Source organism: Rhizobium sp. Root1334, from assembly GCF_001426665.1.
In the GTDB taxonomy this organism is placed as follows: domain Bacteria; phylum Pseudomonadota; class Alphaproteobacteria; order Rhizobiales; family Rhizobiaceae; genus Pararhizobium.
In genome coordinates this window covers 25,041-42,515 of sequence record NZ_LMEY01000027.1, presented here as the reverse complement: position 1 = coordinate 42,515, position 17,475 = coordinate 25,041, and the positions used below count along the sequence as shown (strand labels likewise).

Sequence of the window (17,475 nt, the reverse complement as noted above, 5' to 3'; positions counted from 1 at the left end):
CCGTTCTGATATCCAGTGAACGACACAGTCCCGGAGGCGTTAGGCTCTTCGGGATTTCGTTTGTGGGCCCGTAAGGCCGGGCCATCATCGCTAAACAGGGTTGATCATGTCCGGTTCCGTTTCTCCACTTGCTCCGAAATCCTTCGCTGATATGCCGCCAGTGCGCGGTGTGCGCATGGCGACCGCCGCTGCCGGTATCAAGTACAAGAACCGCACCGACGTTCTCCTGATGGTTTTCGATGAACCGGCCGCCGTTGCCGGCGTCTTCACCAAATCGCGCTGCCCGTCGGCGCCGGTTGATTTCTGCCGCCAGAACCTGGCAGGCGGTGTCGCCCGTGCCGTCGTCGTCAATTCCGGCAATGCCAACGCCTTTACCGGCAAGAAGGGCAAGGCGGCGACCGAACTGACGGCACAGTCGGCATCGGAAGCTGTCGGCTGCTCGACCGGGGAAGTGTTTCTTGCCTCGACCGGCGTCATCGGCGAGCCGCTGGATGCAACAAAGTTTGCCGGTGTTCTCAGCGACATGACCACGCAGGCAACCGGCGACTTCTGGTTTGAAGCCGCCAAGGCGATCATGACCACCGATACCTATCCGAAGGTTGCCACCCGCAGCGCTGATATTGGCGGCGTCACCGTCACCATCAACGGCATTGCCAAGGGCGCTGGAATGATCGCGCCCGACATGGCGACGATGCTGTCCTTTGTCGTGACCGACGCGGATATTGCTCCGGAAGCCTTGCAGGTTCTCTTGTCGGAAGGCACTGGTCCGACCTTCAACTCCGTCACCGTCGATAGCGATACGTCCACCTCCGACACACTGATGCTGTTTGCCACCGGTGCTGCCGGCAAGGATGGGCAGACGAATATCGTCAGCCCGGCCGATCCGGCGCTTGATGGTTTCCGCGCCGCGTTGAACGATCTCCTGCGGGATCTGGCGCTGCAGGTGGTGCGCGATGGCGAAGGTGCGCGCAAGATGGTTGCGGTCACCGTCGAAGGTGCCGAAAGCGACCAGGCGGCCAAGCGCATCGGTCTGTCGATTGCCAATTCGCCGCTGGTCAAAACCGCGGTCGCCGGTGAGGACGCCAATTGGGGCCGCGTGGTCATGGCCGTCGGCAAGTCCGGCGAACTGGCCGATCGCGACCGGCTGGCGATCTGGTTCGGCGACGTTCGCGTTGCCGTCGATGGCGAGCGCGATCCAACCTATTCGGAAGCTGCTGCAACGGCTGTGATGAAAGAAGAAGACATCGTCATCCGTGTTGAGATTGGTCTCGGAACCGGCAAGGCAACCGTCTACACCTGCGATCTGACGAAGGAATATGTCGAGATCAACGGCGATTACCGGAGCTGATAGCAGTGCAGAATACCATTTCGAAAGCCGATCTGCCGAACGTGCGCCGCCTGGAGGCCGTCGGTTTTCGCGCCTGGCCTGCGGCGTCCGTACAGTATGACGGCAGCTGGCTGATCCGGCTGACGGCTGGCCATGATTCCAAACGGCTGAATTCGGTCAATCCACTCGATCCCTCCGACAGCCGCGATATCGAGACCCGGCTTGCGAAGGCTGCCAAGCGCTTTTCCGACTATGGCCGGCCGCTGACGGTTCGCCAGACGCCGCTCACCCCGCTGCCCCTGATCGCCTACATGGATGAGCATCGCTGGCCGCTGTTTTCCGAGACCATCGTGATGATGGCTGATATTCCGCCGAACGATACAACGGAAGCGATCGAACATCTGCCGTTGCGTGATGTTGGCCGTTTCGTCGATGCCCGGCTGCAAATTTGCGGTGAAAGCAACCAGGACAAGGCGGGTCTCACGGAAGTCATCAACGCGATCAAGCCGGAATGCGGGCTGTTTCTGTTCGAGGCGCAGGACGAAGGACCGATCGCGGTCTCGCTTGCCGTTCATGACAACGATCTTGCCGGAATTTTGCAGGTTGCGGTCTCCGAGAATGTCCGGCGGCAGGGTGTGGGCAGCGCCATCGTCAATGCGTCACTGCGCTGGGCCCGCCTGCGTGGCGCCCGCACGGCCTGGCTTTCGGTCGAAGCCGATAACGAGGGCGCTATTCGGCTCTATCGCAAGTTCGGCTTCAAGGACGTCTACCGGTATGCCTACCGGCGTGAGGGAGCGTGATTATGGACGTTGCTGGCCGAAAGATTCTGCTGGTTGCGGCCTGCGCGCTGGTTGATAGCGACGGCCGGATCCTGCTTGCCCAGCGGCCCGAAGGAAAGTCCCTGGCCGGGTTGTGGGAGTTTCCAGGCGGCAAGGTCGAGCCCGGCGAAACGCCGGAAGAAACGCTGATCCGCGAACTGGACGAGGAATTGGGGATCCAGACCAAGGTTGCCTGCCTGGCCCCGCTCACATTCGCCAGCCATACCTATGACGACTTTCATCTGCTGATGCCGCTCTATGTCTGCCGGCGTTATGAAGGCGTTGCTCACGGGCGGGAAGGCCAGGCGGTGAAATGGGTTCGCCCGAAGGCGCTGCGCGACTATCCCATGCCGCCCGCCGATGAGCCACTTATCCCCTACTTAATGGATTTGCTCTGACCTAATCCCTGAAATTTCTATTTTATTAATCGAACATTTATCACCCTCCCGCACAATCAGCTTCGAGTAAGTACCGGTGTCTATTGGTTTGGGGATGATTCCCGTAACCGATGCCGGTTTTTTATAGGCGTCGACATGATGAAGTGGTGCGTGAGACCGCTTCAGGGAAACGCACGTATTCGAAGAGGCAGACGATGGTCGACGACGATTTTTGGAGAACGGTTCAGGACAAGGATCTGGTGACGACCCAGAGCCGCCGTACCGGTGCGCTCAATTTGTCGCTGCTGTTTGGCACCGCCGTTATCGCGCTGACCCTCATCCTGACGCCGATGCTGACCTCGAAGACGGACAACAAGGTGTTGGCCGACGCGCCGATCGACTACGATAATATTTCAACTGGCTCGATCCCGGGCAGCCCGCCGGCCAAACGCTACACAGTGCGCCGCAGTGTGCTGCAGGAAATGCCAGGTGCCGTCTGCATTATTGACGGAAATGGAAGCAAGAGCGGCTGCTGACGTCCCGGGGCCGGAACTGTTCCGGCTTTCCTGTTCGTTGCCAGCCGGGGTCGGGACCGACCGATAACGATGGTGCGCATCGTGCTTTTCGGGTGATGTCACCCAGAGGCAGGCGCAGGACAGGCAGGGAGCACATGACGATACTGATCCGTTTACTGAAGGACAAATCCGCAGCCACGGCCATTGAATACGGCCTGCTCGCCAGCCTGATTTCGCTAGGCATGATCGCCGGGCTAGGGGCGTTCTCGGACTCCTTGCAGGCTGTCTTTCAGTCGATCACGGATGCGGTCGTCGGCGTGCGTCCCGCTTAAGCCCGGCAGACATTTCTATTGTTTATCTTTCAACGGCAATTCCCGTGTGTTCAGCGCATCGGATAGCCGTTGTTTTGCTGAGCCGGGTTTCAGCGGCTTTTGCTGGCTTTCGTGCGGTGCCCAGCCGGAAATATAGATGATCGAGAACGTCGCCCGGATGCGGCCATCCGGATCGGCAAAGCGCTCGGCGTAGATTTCGGCGGCGCGAACGAAGAAACGCCGTGTCAGCGGCTTGCGGCTGCGGGCTGCGAGCGGATTGGTCATCCCCATCGAGCGCAGATCTTTCAGCAGTGAAAACAGCGACGCATAACGCACCGTGTAGCTCTCGGTATCGGCGACCGGCAGGCTGAAGCCGGCACGCTGCAAGAGCGCGCCGATGTCGCGAACATCGGCAAAGGGGATGACCCGCGGACTGGCGCCGCCGGTCAACTCGCTTTCGGCCGCCAGCAGCACTTCGCGCAATTCCTGCAACGTGCCGGAACCCGGGATCGCTGCGAGGAACAGGCCATCGGGTTTGAGTGCCCTGCGGACCTGGATGAAGACACCGGGCGTATCGTTGGTCAGGTGCAGCGATAGCGGCGAAACGATCAGATTGGTTGATTCCGGGGCGAGCGGCACCGTCTCCAGCGAAGCCGGGGAGACCGTTTCATCCGGGGCGGCAAAGGCCGCATCTGTCTCGACCCGCTCGATATCCGTCACCTTGCCGGTMTAGGCGATGTAGCGGGCGGTGAGGCCGGTATAGCCGTGCAACTCGACCGCCTTGTCGAAATGGCGCTCTACCACGCTCAGGCGCTCGGACAATTCCTGTGCTGCGATCTCCAGCAGGAACTGCGCCTTCGGATCGCCGTTGCGGAAAGCACGCTTGCGGCGGGCTTCGATGAGCGTCTGGTCGAAAACGATATCCATGGCCTTGCTTTCCAAAAATCTGGTCGCCCAAAAATCTGATCGCAATGAAACCCGGTCCGCCGTAATGTCAACCTCATGGGGGACGAACAGGCGGAAAATCCAGGATGGCGGCTGGCCGGTGGCCTGCGGAAGGGGCTGCGCAGCGTGATAGCTGCCGCGGTCGATGCGGTTTATCCGCCGGTCTGTGCCGGTTGCGGCCGGATGACCGGCCAGCATCGCGGTGTTTGCCCCGCCTGCTGGGCGACACTGCGGCTGATCGAGCGGCCCTATTGCGAGGTCCTCGGTCTGCCGTTTTCGCACGATCTGGGCGCGGGCATCCTGTCGGCCGATGCGATCGCCAATCCGCCGGTGTTCGAACGGCTACGCTCCGTCGCCATCCATGACGGCATTGCCAAGTCGCTGATTCATGGCCTGAAATACCGCGATCGGACCGATCTGGCTGTGATGATGGCGGAGTGGATGATCCGGGCCAGCGATGGCACTGTCGCGGCAAGCGATGCGATCGTTCCGGTGCCGCTACACGCCTACCGGCTTTGGGGCCGCAAGTTCAACCAGTCGGCCGAGCTTGCCAGGGTGATTGCCCGCAGGTCGGGGAAGCCCTTTCTAGCGACGGCGCTGATCCGCAACCGGCGCACCGCCCAACAGATCGGGCTGGGTGCCAGTCAGCGTGAAGAGAACGTGCGTGGGGCCTTTTCGGTAACGGAAACCGGCAGGACGGCCTTGTTTGGCAAGCGCATCGTTCTCGTTGATGATGTCTTTACGACGGGGGCGACCGTCTCGGCCGCCACCCGCGTTCTGAAGAGGGCAGGGGTGGCGGATGTGACCGTTTTGACCTTTGCAAGAGCCGTGTCCGGTCCTATATGAGACCGTATGGAATGCTGGCGCAGGGCCGGCGAAGGAGCAGATCAACTCATGGCTTCGGTTGTCATTTATACCCGTCAATTCTGCGGTTATTGTTCCGCGGCGAAGAAACTTCTGGAAACCAAGGGCGTGCAGTTCGAGGAACATGATGCGACCTATGCGCCGGAAGTTCGCCAGCAGATGATCGAGCGGTCGAATGGCGGCACGACCTTCCCGCAGATCTTCATCAACAATGCCCATGTCGGCGGCTGCGACGACCTGCATGCGCTGGAACGCGCCGGCAAGCTGGACGCGATGCTTGCTGCGTAAGGAGTGACTGTGATGACGTTCAAGGCCGCAGCGATCCAGATGTGTTCCGGTGTCGATCCGGCCCGGAATGTGCAGAGCATGGGACGGCTCGTGCGGGAAGCAGCCGCACAGGGCGCAATTTACGTCCAGACTCCGGAGATGACCGGGGCTCTTCAGCGCGACCGGGCTGCGATGAAGGCGGCACTGCGCGACGAAGGGAACGATCTCATCGTTGCCGCCGCTTCCAGCCTCGCCGCCGAACTTGGTATTTACCTGCATGTCGGTTCGACGGCCATTGGCCTTGCTGATGGCAAGATGGCCAATCGTGGTTTTCTGTTTGGCCCCGATGGCAAGAAGATCACCCATTACGACAAGATCCACATGTTCGACGTCGACCTCGACAATGGCGAGAGCTGGCGCGAAAGCTCGGCCTATACGCCAGGCGGCACGGCGCGGCTGGTGAACCTGCCGTTCGGCAAGCTCGGCTGCGCCATCTGCTACGACGTTCGCTTCCCTGAACTCTTCCGGGCGCAGGCGGCTGCAGGTGCACAGATCATGTCGGTGCCGGCCGCCTTTACCCGCCAGACCGGCGAGGCGCATTGGGAAATCCTGCTGCGCGCCCGGGCGATCGAAAACGGCATGTTCGTCATCGCTGCAGCGCAGGCAGGCGTCCATGAGGATGGCCGCGAAACCTTTGGCCACTCGATGGTCATCGATCCCTGGGGCCGTGTACTGGCCTCGGCCAGTGGCACCGGCGAGGGCATCGTGCTTGCTGATATCGACGTCGATGCGGTTGCAGCGGCGCGGGGCAAGATCCCCAACCTCAAGAACGGCAGGCCGTTCCAGCTTGAGGAGGTGCCGCTCAGCGCTTCCGGGGATGTGGCCGCTTGATCAAATATACGCTTGCTTGCGACAGCGGCCACTCCTTCGAGGGATGGTTTTCCTCAAGCGCCGATTTCGACGGTCAGGCGGAGCGCGGGCTGGTGTCCTGTCCCGTCTGCGGTTCGGCCAAGGTGGGCAAGGAGCTGATGGCGCCTTCAGTCTCGACAGCCCGCAAGAAGGACGAGACCAAGGTGCTGATGATGGATCAGGCCCGCAAGGAAGCGGTCGCCAAGATCCGTGAACTGGTCACGTCGATCCGCGAAAATGCCGAGGATGTCGGGACCAAGTTTCCCGAGGAGGCCCGCAAGATTCACTATGGCGAGGCCGAGCAGCGCGGCCTGATCGGCCAGGCGACCGTCGATGAGGCCAAGGCTTTGCTGGACGAGGGCATCGAGATTGCCGCCCTGCCGGTGCTGCCCGACGATGTGAACTGAGATGGTGGCCGGGCAATATCGTCTGGCCATCTACAATTTCGGCCTGCATGTCGGGCCTGAAGGCGATCCCCGTGTCGACGGTTTCGTCTCGCGCGAACCGGCCAATTTCGAGGCGGCGTCGCGGGCGTCCGGTTTTATCGGACGCTCCGGTTATCGCGGCGTGCCAGGACCGCGTAGCTGGGGCAAACAGGCCTTTCCCCGCTTCATCGACGGTAGCGGTTTTGGCAGCGCACCATCGTCGCTGTCGCTCTGGGCCGACATCGAATCCTTGATGGCGTTTTCGTACAATGGTGTTCATGCCGATGCGTTGAAACATGCGCGCAACTGGAACATCAAACCCAGCTGGCCGCCGCTGGTGCTGTGGTGGGTGGGGGAGCATGGTTTTCCCGACTGGTCCGATGGCGCCAGCCGGCTGGAACATCTGCACGATCACGGGGCGTCGGCCAGAGCTTTTACCTTCAAAGAACCCTTCACCGCTGATGGCGAAACCTATGCGATCGACCGGGAAAAGGTCCGGCGGATTGTGGAGGAGAACAGTAAGGGGCAGGCCGATCTGCTGGCGCATGTGCTGACGTTGAAAGTTTAGCATAGCAGCGAGGGTGAGGATGATTGGCTCCTGGTGTGCTTGGCAACGATGATTGCTGGTAGTAATATTTCCTACCATTCAAGTCTGGAGACGTCTTATGTCCAATGTAGAAAAGATCAGCGTTGCACTGACAACGCAGCAAGCCGCAATGCTTCGCGATGCCGTTGGAACCGGGGCCTATGCCACAACCAGTGAAATTGTTCGCGAAGCCGTCCGTGATTGGTCCGCCAAATGGGAAGCTCGCCAGGCCGACACACGCAGGTTGAGCGAGCTATGGAACGAAGGCAAAGCCAGCGGCAGGCCCACGGCCATAGACTTTGACAAGTTGCGCGAGGAAGCGCGCCAAGACCTTCGTGCCGTACAGAAACATGCCGGCTGATTTGGTTTGGTCGCCTCTGGCGCAAGCGGATATCCGTCGCATCTATGTCGATATTGGCCGCGAGCAGCCATTGGCCGCCGAACGCTTCTACGAGCGGTTTCAGCACAAAGCCAACCTTCTGATCGATCAGCCACGCCTCGGTATGCGTCATCCGGCGATCAGCCCGGCCGCTCGAATGCTTGTGGAGTCACCTTTCGTGATCCTCTACGAGACGATACCCGACAGCGACGAAGGCCCCGTGAAAATAGTGGAAATCGTGCGTGTCATCAATGGGCGGCGCGATTTGGAGAGCCTTTTTTCATAAACCTGCTTTGGTGATAGCAGGTGAAATTGAACGTGGCTGCAAGAGGTCACCTGTCAAAGAACGGAACGACCCCGGATGTGATTTTCTCCACTTGGCTCGATCCTTTGCAGTCTAGCATGGCGGGATGGGGCGGGGACTATGTCGTGCAGGTTTATTGAGCAGCCCGGCAGGCATCCGCTTTTCCGCGTTACAGGAAAGGTTGCGCTGCTCTTTTAATTCAATGGCTTGATCCCCATCTGCGGGCCGTATGCAGAATGGAGTTTCAAGACTGATGGATTTTTCCGACCTTCGCTTTTCGACCGAGCGCCTTGAAATCCGGCGATTCGTACCCGCCGATTTCGCGGCGTTCCGAGCGTATCACAGCCTGCCGGAGGTCTACCGTTATCTCTACGCCGATCCGCTCAATGACGCAGAGGCGGCCGAAAAATTCGGGAAGGCCAGCGTGCCACGGCTGCGCAAAAATGGCGATTGTGCCGTGTTTGCAGTGGAGCGCCGGGAGGACGGAGCTGTCGTTGGCGAAGTGGTGCTGAAGCTTGAAAGCGCGATCGCCCGGCAGGTGGAGGTCGGCTACATCTTCAATCCGGCCTTTGCGGGCAAGGGCTATGCCACCGAAGCGATGCGGGCGATCCTGGATTTCGCGTTTTCCACGCTGAACTTCCACCGGGCTTTCGCCCGGCTCGATGCCGCCAATGCCGGATCGGTCGGGGTGGTCGAGCGGCTGGGCATGCGGCGCGAGGCGCATCTGATCCAGAACGACCAGTTCAACGGCATCTGGGGCGACGAGTTTATCTACGCGCTGCTCCGGGACGAATGGCTGGCGCGGCAAACGGGCGTCTGACGATCCGCAGCCGCTGACGACAGTTTCTCCCGCGAACCCGATCGCGGGAGGACTGGCAGTTGCGTTATGCCGGGCGTTTTGCGACGATCATGTAGTTGACGTCCATGTCCTTCGACAGGTTCCACTGGTTCGACAGCGGATTGAAGAAGACGCCGGTGCGGTCGGTCACCTCCATGCCGTTCGCCGTAATCGGCTTTTCCAGTTCTTCCGGGCGGACCAGTTTTTCATACTGGTGGGTGCCCCGCGGCAGCCAGCGCAGGACGTTTTCGGCGGCGAAGATGGCAAGCGCTGCCGCCTTCATCGTGCGGTTGATGGTGGCGACGAACATCAGGCCGCCGGGCCGCACCATCGATGCGCAGGTGCTCATGAAAAACTCGACATCGGCGACATGCTCGACCACTTCCATGTTGAGCACGACATCGAAGGTCTCGCCGGCTTCGGCAAGCGATTCCGCCGTCACGGCGCGGTAATCCACATTGACGCCGCTGCCGGCCGCGTGGGTCTTTGCGATCATGATATTCTTTTCCGAGGCGTCTGCGCCGACGACATCCGCACCCATGCGGGCCATCGGCTCGGACAGGAGACCGCCGCCGCAGCCGATATCGAGGATACGCAGGCCCTTCAGCGGCTGCAATGCCTTCGCCTCACGGCCAAAATTGTCCGAGACGCGGTCGCGGATATAGGTGAGGCGGACCGGATTGAACTTGTGCAACGGCCGGAATTTCCCTTTCGGATCCCACCACTCGGCGGCCATGGCGGAAAACCGGTCGACTTCGGTCTGGTCGATGGTGCTGCGGGCCTGTTCGGTCATGGTCGGAACTCCTTGGATCATACCTCTGGTGAAGTCGGATGATCGGCCGTGAATGTCAAGGGTTGGCAGTGCCGCGCCGCGATTGACGGCCTTTCAGGCAGCGGTCGAATTTCGGCAGGTCTTCATCGGGATGGGCGATCAAGTCTCTTTGAAGGTCATCGAGCAGCTCCGCGAATGTCTCGTAGGCTGAAGCACTCACTGTTGCCATGCAGCGCGGCAGTTTTGCGCAGGCATTGCCGGACAGGCCTATTTCCCGCTGGGCGCGGACCTTACGATCCTGATGGGCGGAGACGTGCATTTCTCCGCTGCAGGCCTTGTCGCGGCGGCATTTACGAGCCTGGCAGATGCGCCATGCGCTGTGAATGGTCAATATGGTGCGGCATTGGCGTTCGTGATCGGCGGATACGCGCTTTTCATAGTCGGAAAAATCCTGTTTTGGCATTGGATGCTCCTTTGGCGACGAGGGCGGACAAGACAGGCGTTCGCATTCACGCGGCTTGTTGCGCCCGTGGCATGCCGCTGCGGTGATCTTTTTGCGCTTTCGCGCCGGCAGGATCGGCCGGGGCACATCGTGTGCCGAGTGTTTGGTAGTAAATGACACGCGATGTGCCCCGTCTCGGCGGTTTTTACCTGCAACTCCGGTTTCTCTGCGGGGATGACGGCGAGGAAAGATATTGCTGTCGCAATACCGCTCGCCGGTCCTCATGTGTGCCTCACAGGCACGCCCCGCCATTTTGCAGACGGGAGGGAAACCACTTTCTGCAGGCCCCTCCGGCTGCGCCTGCGTTTCAAACACAGGCCGAAGGCACCGGCCCCACCTCGCCGGCAACGCTTTCCGGTGTATCCGATGGCAGGACGGGAAGAGTGTGCCATGGTTTTGAGGGGCGGGGATTTGCGGGGATGATTTTTTCAGGTTTTGTTGATCGAGACGCCGCCATCAACGAGCATCGCGGTGCCGGTGGTGAAGCTTGAGGCATCCGAGGCGAGGTAGAGGACGGACTGTGCGATCTCTTCCGGTTTTGCCATACGTTTCAAGGCATGGATGCCTTCGACGAAGGCAAGGACCTCCGGTCCTGCACCCGGCGCATTGGTAAAGCTCATCGGCGTATCGGTGCCGCCGGGCAGGATGGCATTGACGCGAATACCCTGTGGTCCGAGTTCCGTTGCGAGACTTTTTGTCAGGCCGATCATCCCCGCTTTTGCAGCGGCATAGGCGCTGGTGTTCGGCATGCCTGCGGTGTGGCCGACGAAGCTGGAGGTGAAAATCAGCGAGCCGGAACCGCGCGCCTTCATCGCAGGCACCTGATACCTGGCGCCGAAGAAGGCAGCGGTCAGATTGGTTTCGATGGTTTCCAGCCATCCGGCGGTTGAGAGGTCTTCAATCGGGGCCATCTCGCCGGTGGTGCCGGCATTGTTGAAGGCGATGTCGAGGCCGCCGAACGTTGCCGTTGCGGTTTCGACCAGAACGCGATTGTGGGCTTCGTCGCGGACGTCGCCATCGATGGCGACAGCCTTGCCGCCTTCGGCCGCGATCTCCGCAACAAGCTCATCAAGTGCGGCGCGACGGCGGCCGGAGAGAACGAGGCTTGCCCCTTGGTGGGCGAACAGTTTTGCGGTGGCCCGGCCGATGCCGGAGCTGGCGCCGGTGACGATGGCGACCTTGTTGGAAAGCATGGGCATGTTTGAAACTCCTTTGGGTTGCGGGAGGTTCAATCGCAGCATGGGCGGACCGTCGCCACCCGATTCCTGCCTGCCTTTGGCGTCCGGCTTGCGAAGAGTGGGGAAGAGTTTTTACGTAGCTTTGATCGAGACACCGCTGCGGGCAGGCATGGAGCGTTGGCAAAACTCATGCATGGAGAGCACGGACGGCGGCAACGAGGCGCTTCAGATCGGTTGGTTTCCCGAGATTGGTAATGTCCGCAAGCACGGCATAGCGTGACAACTCGGCGGCGCTGCTGGCGCTGGCGAGGACAAAGGGTACGCCCAGCGTCTTTAATTGAAGGGCAACAGGTGTGACCTTGTCTCTGCCAAGATTGAAATCGAGGACGGCGGCATCGGGGCATTCGCTGGTCAGCAAATCAAGGGCATCCCGGACGGAGGCCGCGGGACCCAGGACCCGGAAGCCACCATCGGTCAACGCGGCCTCCAGTTCCATCGCCAGGAACACTTCGTCTTCCACGACAAGAACGCACCCCCTATGTTCGGTATCTCCCATAAGCGCGCTCATTGCCATCACACCGGTATCTTGAGTAAAGCGCTTAAACCAGCCGGAGCATAGATAAGTTCCACCTCGCCATGCAGTTGAGCGGAGGTTCCCTTGATTAGCTTCGTGCCATAGCCTTTCCGCTCAGGCGGCTTGACGGGCGGTCCGTTTACCTCGCGCCATTCGCAGCTCAGGTAGGTCTGTCCCTGCGGCTCTGCCTGCAGTTTCCATTCGACGTGGACTTCGCCTCCGGGCACTGAAAAGGCACCGTATTTCGCGGCATTGGTCGTCAGTTCATGGAAAATCAAGCTGACCGAAAGCACCTTCGCGCTTTCCAGTTCAACGGCCGGACCGTTGCAGAGGAGGCGGTCGCCGCCCAACTCGCCGACCGCCAGCCGCACGATGTCCTCAAAGTCCGCTGCGTCATTGGTCGCGGCTATTTCCTGGGCGCGGAACGTCGTTTCCAAACGTCCAAGCAGCGTTTCGCGATAATCACGTGCTGTGCGGTCTTCGATGCTGGTCTGCATTGCGATCGAGCGCACCACCGCGAACAGATTGTTCATGCGATGCCGTGTTTCAGAGAGGATGAACTCCATTTCGGCATCGTGGCGCCGGCGGACTGTGATGTCATCGAAGAGGACGAGGATATTCGTGCTGTTGTCATCCGGGTGGATGACGCGGCGCGCGTCAACAAGGAACGTGCGCGGCCCGATCATCGGAAAGTCATGCTTCACCTCGAAGCCAATGACAGCGGCGGCCTTCGGGATTACAGACGCGATCAGATTCTTCAGCTCAGTGATGTCCCACTGGCCGTCTCCAAGACTGAAAAAGTTTTCGCCGAGAATATCGTCCCGCTCGACCTTGAAGGTTCTGATGAAGGCGTTGTTTGCCGTGCTGACGCAGAAATTCTGATCAAGGACCACGATGGGCTGCGTCATCGTATCGACGACGCCCTGAGCCTGGACGTGTCCGCTTTTGAGTAACCGGTATAGGTCTTCCAGCATCATTTCTGTTCATCTTCCCGGGCAACGATGTCGGGCCGATCTGCTGTTTGTTCGCGCCGGCCTTGAGTTGCTTAAGTTGGATCTCAACAGAAAGACTAGGACTCAGCTCCATTTTGAAAAGGGCTCTGCGTTGCCGTTTTGGTGGATTTCGTCGTTGGATGGGGGCCAGCCGCTTGCGGTACGGACGACCGTAGCCGGTGACGGAGGGACGCTTCAGAGCTTCATCTTGTCGAGGCGCAGCGTGGTTGCCGAGGAAAGCCGGTGTGCGAGCGACGAGGATTGCGACGCGGAAAACTGAATCAGCGGGATCAGGATGATCAGCAGGATCAGGGTGGCGATGTAGAGCAATCCAAGAGGAATTCGGCGCGCTTTCAAACGGTAATCTCCAGTGTTGCTGGAAACATGCGCGCCAATGCTGACAGCAGCCTGAACGTGCGCAAGGCGGACCGGCACATGCTGCCACGCGATTCCAAGAGATTGCCACGCGCTTCTGCACGTTCAGGTTCCTGTCAGAAAAACGGACCAGATGTCCCGTCCTGGAGACGGCTGCGGCACGGAGCCCGGCAAACGGACCGTGGCTGGCGGTTGGGGCAACGACCGGTATTGTTGCAGCCGTCTTCCAGCCGCCCGATGTTCTGCAGGAGTGTTCGTGTCCCTGGAAAGCCTACCAATCGCCAATGCGCGCGTACAGCGTCCTGTCATCGGCAGTGTGACGCTGAGCCTGCTTGTGGCGTTTTATCTCGTCTTCGCCACCAACCGGACCTTCTGGTTGAAGGCGGTGGACTATCTCGGCGCCCCCAGCTTTGCGCTGTTTTTGCTTGCCATCGGGCTTTTTGCGCTGTTTTCGGCGGTTTGCGTGACGGTTTCGGTGAAGTACCTGACGAAGCCGTTTTTCATCCTGCTGATCATGATTGCCGCTGCAAGCGCACGCTTCATGGATACGTTCGGCACGATCATCGACACCGATATGATCCGCAATGCGGCCGAGACGACCGGTTCGGAAGCCGGTCATCTGTTGACCGCGGGTTTCCTCACCCACATGCTGATCTTCGGGATCGTGCCGTCCTTGCTGATCGTGTTCGTGCGGATCAAACACCGGCCGTTCTTCGAGAAGTTCAAGCACAATCTCGTGCTGGTCCTGTGTCTTCTTGCCGTTTTCACCTCCGTCAGCATTGCCAATGTCCGGACGTTTACGGCCGCGATCCGCCAACACCGCGATCTTGCCGCAACCGTCAACCCGGTCGCGCCGATCGTCAGTGCCGTGCGCTATGCCGTGGCGACCGGCGCCGACAAGAACGTTGCCGTCCAGCCGCTCGGCACCGATGCGCGGGTGGCCGCCCCAATGCAGTCGGGAAAGCCGCGCGTTACCATCATCGTTGCCGGCGAAACGGCGCGGGCGGAGAACTTTTCGCTGGGCGGTTATAGCCGCGACACCAACCCGCTGCTCGCCCGCCAGGATATTCAATATTTCACCGACACGTCGAGCTGCGGCACGGCGACGGCGGTGTCTCTGCCCTGCATGTTCTCGGTTTATACGCGCGCGAGCTACACCCACCGCAAGGGGCTTGAGACCGAAAACCTGCTCGATGTGTTGACCCGTGCGGGTGTCAAGGCGGAATGGTGGGAGAACAATACCGGCAGCAAGGGCGTTGCCGATCGCATCGCCTATACGTCGTTTTCCGATATCAACGATCCGCGGTTCTGCAAGAACAACGAATGCCTGGACGACGTGGCTCTCGACCGGCTTGGTGCCTGGTTGGACGGCATCAAGGGTGACAGCGTGCTGGTGATCCATCAGCTCGGCAGTCATGGGCCGGCCTATTATCTGCGCTATCCGGAAAAATTCCGCCGCTTCACGCCGGATTGCCGCACAGCCGAGCTTGGCAACTGTTCGCCCGAGGAGATCGTCAACGCCTATGACAATTCGATCCTCTATACCGATTACATCGTCTCGACCGTGATCGACATGCTGAAGGCCCGTGAGGAGACGATGGCGGGATCGATGATCTACATCTCCGACCACGGCGAATCGCTGGGTGAGAACGGGCTGTATCTGCATGGCGCGCCCTATTTCATTGCGCCGTCGCAGCAGACCCATATTCCTTTTGTGCTGTGGACTGGCAAGGAGACAAGGGCCGGTATCGACCAGCCTTGTCTCAAGGCAACGGCCAGTGAGCCGCGGTCGCATGACAACCTGTTCCACACGGTGCTGGGTCTGATGAACGTCGCCACCGGGATTTACGACCCGGCACTCGACGCCCTGGCCGCATGCAGGACCAACGCCGCGTCGTAAGCGGCGAAACGGACGCTTCGTTCTGGCCGCCCGTCTCCGGTATTCGGGGACGGGTGTTTTGCCGTGTCATCAAAGCCGTTTGACGGCGCAGTCCAAAGAAGGAATAAGAATGCCGGTGGAGCTGACCGATAAAGGGACCAGCGGCTTGCGTGTTCTGCTCGTCGAGGACAATGAGATACTGGGGGAGGCCGTGCGCGATCATATCGCCGCCGCCGATCATGCCGTCGACTGGATGAAGACGCTGGATGATGCGCGCATGTCGCTGCGCACCGTCGCCTACGGCCTGATCCTGCTCGATCTACGCCTGCCGGATGGCAGCGGCATTGCGCTCCTGAAGGAGTTGCGGGCGGGAGCTAACGCTACGCCGGTGATCATCTTGACGGCCCATGACCAGATTTCCGACCGGATCGAGGGCTTGAACAGCGGTGCCGACGACTATCTCGTCAAGCCGTTCGACCTTGGCGAACTCTCCGCCCGGATGCTGGCCGTCATCCGCCGCTATGGCGGCAATATCTCCCCGGTGATCCGTTTCGGCGAGCTGAAGATCAGCCCGGTCGACCGGCGGGTGTTTGCCGGCGAGGCGGAAGTCGGCCTTTCCGGGCGTGAATGGGCAGTGCTCGACACGCTGTTGTCGCGGCCGGGCGCGATCATTTCCAAGGCGCAGATCGAAGAGGCGTTGTACGCCTTCGGTTCCGAGATCGAAAGCAATACCGTCGAGGTCTATGTCAGCCGCTTGCGCAAAAAGCTCGGGCGGGATCACGTCGTGACCGTGCGCGGCGTCGGCTACAAGATCGGGGCGCCGGCGTGACGCGCGACATCCGTACCCGCAGCATGATGGGCCGGTTGATCCTGTGGCTGACCGGTGTCACCACGGCTTTCTGGCTGATCGCCGCTATCCTCGGCGTTGCTGTCATGAAGGACGAATTCGACGAGTTTTTCAACGGTTCGCTGCAGGAAACGGCCGAACGGCTGATGCCGCTGGTGCTCGACGATCTTGCGCGGCGCGAGGGGCCGCAATCGCCACGGCATTTTCAAAGCGAGGCCGAGGACCTGGACGAGGAGTATCTGGTCTATCAAGTCCGCGACGCAAGCGGCAAAATCCTCATCCGCTCGCATGATGCGCCGATGGAGCCTTTCGATGTACCGTTGAAGCGCGGTTTTTCGGAAAACGATACCTATCATTTCTACACAGCGAGCGCTGCCGACGGCACTACCTTCGTGCAGGTTGCCGACGCCATGGACAATCGCACCGAGGCGGTGATGGAGGGCAGCATGGCGCTGTTCCTGCCGGTGCTGGTGCTGATCCCGGTCAGCATCCTGCTGATCTGGCTGATCGTGCGCCGGGCGCTGGCGCCGGTCGATGACCTGCGCGAGGCCATCGAGGAAAAGGACGGTGGCAATCTCGCGCCGGTGCCATCCAACATGCTGCCGCGCGAACTGCGGCCGATTGCCAGCTCGGTCAACCGGCTGCTTGGCCGCCTGCAGGCGGCCTTTGATGCGGAACGCGAATTTACCGCCAACAGCGCGCATGAGCTCAGAACGCCAATTGCGGGTGCTTTGGCGCAGACACAGATGCTGATTGCCGAGCTGGACGGACCGCGCAAGCGGCGCGCCCAGCAGATCGAGATATCGCTCGCCAATCTTGGCCATACGACCGAGAAGCTGCTGCAGCTGGCACGCGCCGAAGCGGGTATCGGCGCGGGTGCAGGCATCGTCGATCTGGCGCGCGTGCTGGAACTGGTGGTGACCGATTTCGAGCGCAGCGATCCCGGCGCCAAGCGGTTGCGCCTTCATCGCCAGCCGGGGGCGGTGTTGACCGGCAATTACAGCGAGGACGCCTTTGCGATCGTGTTGCGCAACCTGATCGAGAATGCCCTTCTGCACGGTGATAGGGATGAGCCGGTGGACATCCGGCTGGAGACGGGTGGTATCGTCCGTATCGTCAATGGAGCCGCAGCCCTTTCTCCGGACGAACTGGCGGCGGTTCGCAAGCGTTTTGGACGCGGCAATACCGCGTCACCTGGCTCGGGTCTCGGCCTGTCGATTGCCGAGCGGCTACTCGCCCAGATGAATGTGGGTTTCGAGGTTTACTCGCCAGCCCAGGGCCGGGCCAATGGGTTCGAAGTGGTGCTGCGGTTTGGCGCCGGGGATGCTGCCGGCTGATTGGGGAGAGTGCGGTCGGCCCCTCATCCGCCCTGTCGGGCACCTTCTCCCCACCTGCGGGGAGAAGGAACTTGCGGCGGGCTCCATCGTCCCCTATCCCCGCAGGCGGGAGAGGGTTAGGGTCAGGGGCTGGGCTCAGCCTCTCGGCAAGCAG

General features: G+C 60.7%; 23 protein-coding genes. 16 read left to right on the top strand and 7 right to left on the bottom strand.

Annotated features, from left to right (window positions below):
• The first annotated feature begins 106 nt into the window (after window positions 1-106).
• The 5 genes from argJ to ASD36_RS30340 all read left to right on the top strand — a co-directional run bounded on the left by argJ (window position 107) and on the right by ASD36_RS30340 (window position 3,369).
• Window positions 107-1,348, top strand: coding sequence for a bifunctional glutamate N-acetyltransferase/amino-acid acetyltransferase ArgJ (gene argJ / locus ASD36_RS22030; RefSeq protein ID WP_060506368.1), 1,242 nt, complete (start codon window positions 107-109; stop codon window positions 1,346-1,348).
• Between the two features lie 5 nt (window positions 1,349-1,353).
• Window positions 1,354-2,127, top strand: coding sequence for a GNAT family N-acetyltransferase (locus ASD36_RS22025; RefSeq protein ID WP_244482360.1), 774 nt, complete (start codon window positions 1,354-1,356; stop codon window positions 2,125-2,127).
• 2 nt (window positions 2,128-2,129) lie between these two features.
• The gene (gene mutT, locus ASD36_RS22020) at window positions 2,130-2,543 is read left to right on the top strand and encodes an 8-oxo-dGTP diphosphatase MutT (protein WP_060506367.1); all 414 of its coding nucleotides are present in this window, start codon (window positions 2,130-2,132) and stop codon (window positions 2,541-2,543) included.
• 194 nt (window positions 2,544-2,737) lie between these two features.
• Window positions 2,738-3,058, top strand: coding sequence for a hypothetical protein (locus tag ASD36_RS22015; protein WP_060506366.1), 321 nt, complete (start codon window positions 2,738-2,740; stop codon window positions 3,056-3,058).
• A gap of 134 nt (window positions 3,059-3,192) precedes the next feature.
• Window positions 3,193-3,369 (top strand): Flp family type IVb pilin, encoded by a 177-nt coding sequence (locus ASD36_RS30340; RefSeq protein WP_082512295.1) that lies wholly within the window; start codon window positions 3,193-3,195, stop codon window positions 3,367-3,369.
• A gap of 15 nt (window positions 3,370-3,384) precedes the next feature.
• Here the strand turns inward: ASD36_RS30340 and ASD36_RS22010 are convergent, their stop codons facing one another.
• Window positions 3,385-4,275, bottom strand: a complete 891-nt coding sequence (locus ASD36_RS22010) for a methyltransferase domain-containing protein (protein WP_060641750.1) — start codon at window positions 4,273-4,275, stop codon at window positions 3,385-3,387.
• A 75-nt stretch (window positions 4,276-4,350) separates the two neighbouring features.
• Here ASD36_RS22010 and ASD36_RS22005 point away from each other — a divergent pair, with 75 nt between their 5' ends.
• The 8 genes from ASD36_RS22005 (at window position 4,351) to ASD36_RS21970 (ending at window position 8,847) form a co-directional block, all read left to right on the top strand.
• A complete protein-coding gene (locus ASD36_RS22005) occupies window positions 4,351-5,139 on the top strand; it encodes a ComF family protein (RefSeq protein ID WP_082512294.1) in 789 nt (262 codons plus the stop codon).
• Between the two features lie 48 nt (window positions 5,140-5,187).
• On the top strand, window positions 5,188-5,445 hold the full coding sequence (grxC, locus tag ASD36_RS22000; RefSeq protein WP_060506585.1) for a glutaredoxin 3: 258 nt from the start codon (window positions 5,188-5,190) through the stop codon (window positions 5,443-5,445).
• 12 nt (window positions 5,446-5,457) lie between these two features.
• Window positions 5,458-6,315 (top strand): carbon-nitrogen hydrolase family protein, encoded by an 858-nt coding sequence (locus ASD36_RS21995; protein WP_060506364.1) that lies wholly within the window; start codon window positions 5,458-5,460, stop codon window positions 6,313-6,315.
• Entirely contained in the window at window positions 6,312-6,740 is a 429-nt protein-coding gene (locus ASD36_RS21990; RefSeq protein ID WP_060506363.1) for a DUF1178 family protein, read from the top strand. The genes ASD36_RS21995 and ASD36_RS21990 overlap by 4 nt, the downstream gene beginning before the upstream one ends.
• A 1-nt stretch (window position 6,741) precedes the next feature.
• Complete coding sequence (locus ASD36_RS21985) at window positions 6,742-7,326, top strand: DUF3291 domain-containing protein (RefSeq protein WP_060506362.1); 585 nt, start codon at window positions 6,742-6,744, stop codon at window positions 7,324-7,326.
• 97 nt (window positions 7,327-7,423) lie between these two features.
• Entirely contained in the window at window positions 7,424-7,705 is a 282-nt protein-coding gene (locus ASD36_RS21980; RefSeq protein WP_060506361.1) for a type II toxin-antitoxin system ParD family antitoxin, read from the top strand.
• Entirely contained in the window at window positions 7,695-8,009 is a 315-nt protein-coding gene (locus ASD36_RS21975; protein ID WP_060506360.1) for a type II toxin-antitoxin system RelE/ParE family toxin, read from the top strand. The genes ASD36_RS21980 and ASD36_RS21975 overlap by 11 nt, the downstream gene beginning before the upstream one ends.
• A 271-nt stretch (window positions 8,010-8,280) precedes the next feature.
• On the top strand, window positions 8,281-8,847 hold the full coding sequence (locus ASD36_RS21970) for a GNAT family N-acetyltransferase (protein ID WP_060506359.1): 567 nt from the start codon (window positions 8,281-8,283) through the stop codon (window positions 8,845-8,847).
• Between the two features lie 64 nt (window positions 8,848-8,911).
• On the opposite strand, the gene ubiG is transcribed toward ASD36_RS21970, so the two are convergent.
• The 6 genes from ubiG to ASD36_RS21940 all read right to left on the bottom strand — a co-directional run bounded on the left by ubiG (window position 8,912) and on the right by ASD36_RS21940 (window position 13,240).
• Window positions 8,912-9,658: a bifunctional 2-polyprenyl-6-hydroxyphenol methylase/3-demethylubiquinol 3-O-methyltransferase UbiG gene (gene ubiG, locus ASD36_RS21965; protein ID WP_060506358.1), complete on the bottom strand. Its 747-nt coding sequence runs from the start codon at window positions 9,656-9,658 to the stop codon at window positions 8,912-8,914.
• Window positions 9,659-9,713: 55 nt separating this feature from the next.
• Entirely contained in the window at window positions 9,714-10,100 is a 387-nt protein-coding gene (locus ASD36_RS21960) for a hypothetical protein (RefSeq protein WP_060506357.1), read from the bottom strand.
• A 467-nt stretch (window positions 10,101-10,567) separates the two neighbouring features.
• On the bottom strand, window positions 10,568-11,338 hold the full coding sequence (locus ASD36_RS21955) for an SDR family oxidoreductase (RefSeq protein WP_060506356.1): 771 nt from the start codon (window positions 11,336-11,338) through the stop codon (window positions 10,568-10,570).
• 166 nt (window positions 11,339-11,504) lie between these two features.
• Window positions 11,505-11,885, bottom strand: coding sequence for a response regulator (locus ASD36_RS21950; RefSeq protein ID WP_164491971.1), 381 nt, complete (start codon window positions 11,883-11,885; stop codon window positions 11,505-11,507).
• A gap of 5 nt (window positions 11,886-11,890) precedes the next feature.
• Window positions 11,891-12,868, bottom strand: a complete 978-nt coding sequence (locus ASD36_RS21945) for an HWE histidine kinase domain-containing protein (RefSeq protein ID WP_060506355.1) — start codon at window positions 12,866-12,868, stop codon at window positions 11,891-11,893.
• 210 nt (window positions 12,869-13,078) lie between these two features.
• Window positions 13,079-13,240 (bottom strand): hypothetical protein, encoded by a 162-nt coding sequence (locus ASD36_RS21940; RefSeq protein WP_156393904.1) that lies wholly within the window; start codon window positions 13,238-13,240, stop codon window positions 13,079-13,081.
• 274 nt (window positions 13,241-13,514) lie between these two features.
• Here ASD36_RS21940 and ASD36_RS21935 point away from each other — a divergent pair, with 274 nt between their 5' ends.
• From ASD36_RS21935 to ASD36_RS21925, 3 genes are all read left to right on the top strand, one after another.
• Window positions 13,515-15,158, top strand: a complete 1,644-nt coding sequence (locus tag ASD36_RS21935; protein ID WP_244482358.1) for a phosphoethanolamine--lipid A transferase — start codon at window positions 13,515-13,517, stop codon at window positions 15,156-15,158.
• A 145-nt stretch (window positions 15,159-15,303) separates the two neighbouring features.
• The gene (locus tag ASD36_RS21930; RefSeq protein WP_060506582.1) at window positions 15,304-15,966 is read left to right on the top strand and encodes a response regulator transcription factor; all 663 of its coding nucleotides are present in this window, start codon (window positions 15,304-15,306) and stop codon (window positions 15,964-15,966) included.
• Window positions 15,963-17,321, top strand: coding sequence for a histidine kinase dimerization/phospho-acceptor domain-containing protein (locus tag ASD36_RS21925; RefSeq protein ID WP_347360139.1), 1,359 nt, complete (start codon window positions 15,963-15,965; stop codon window positions 17,319-17,321). Before ASD36_RS21930 ends, ASD36_RS21925 begins: the two co-directional genes overlap by 4 nt.
• Window positions 17,322-17,475 lie beyond the last annotated feature (154 nt).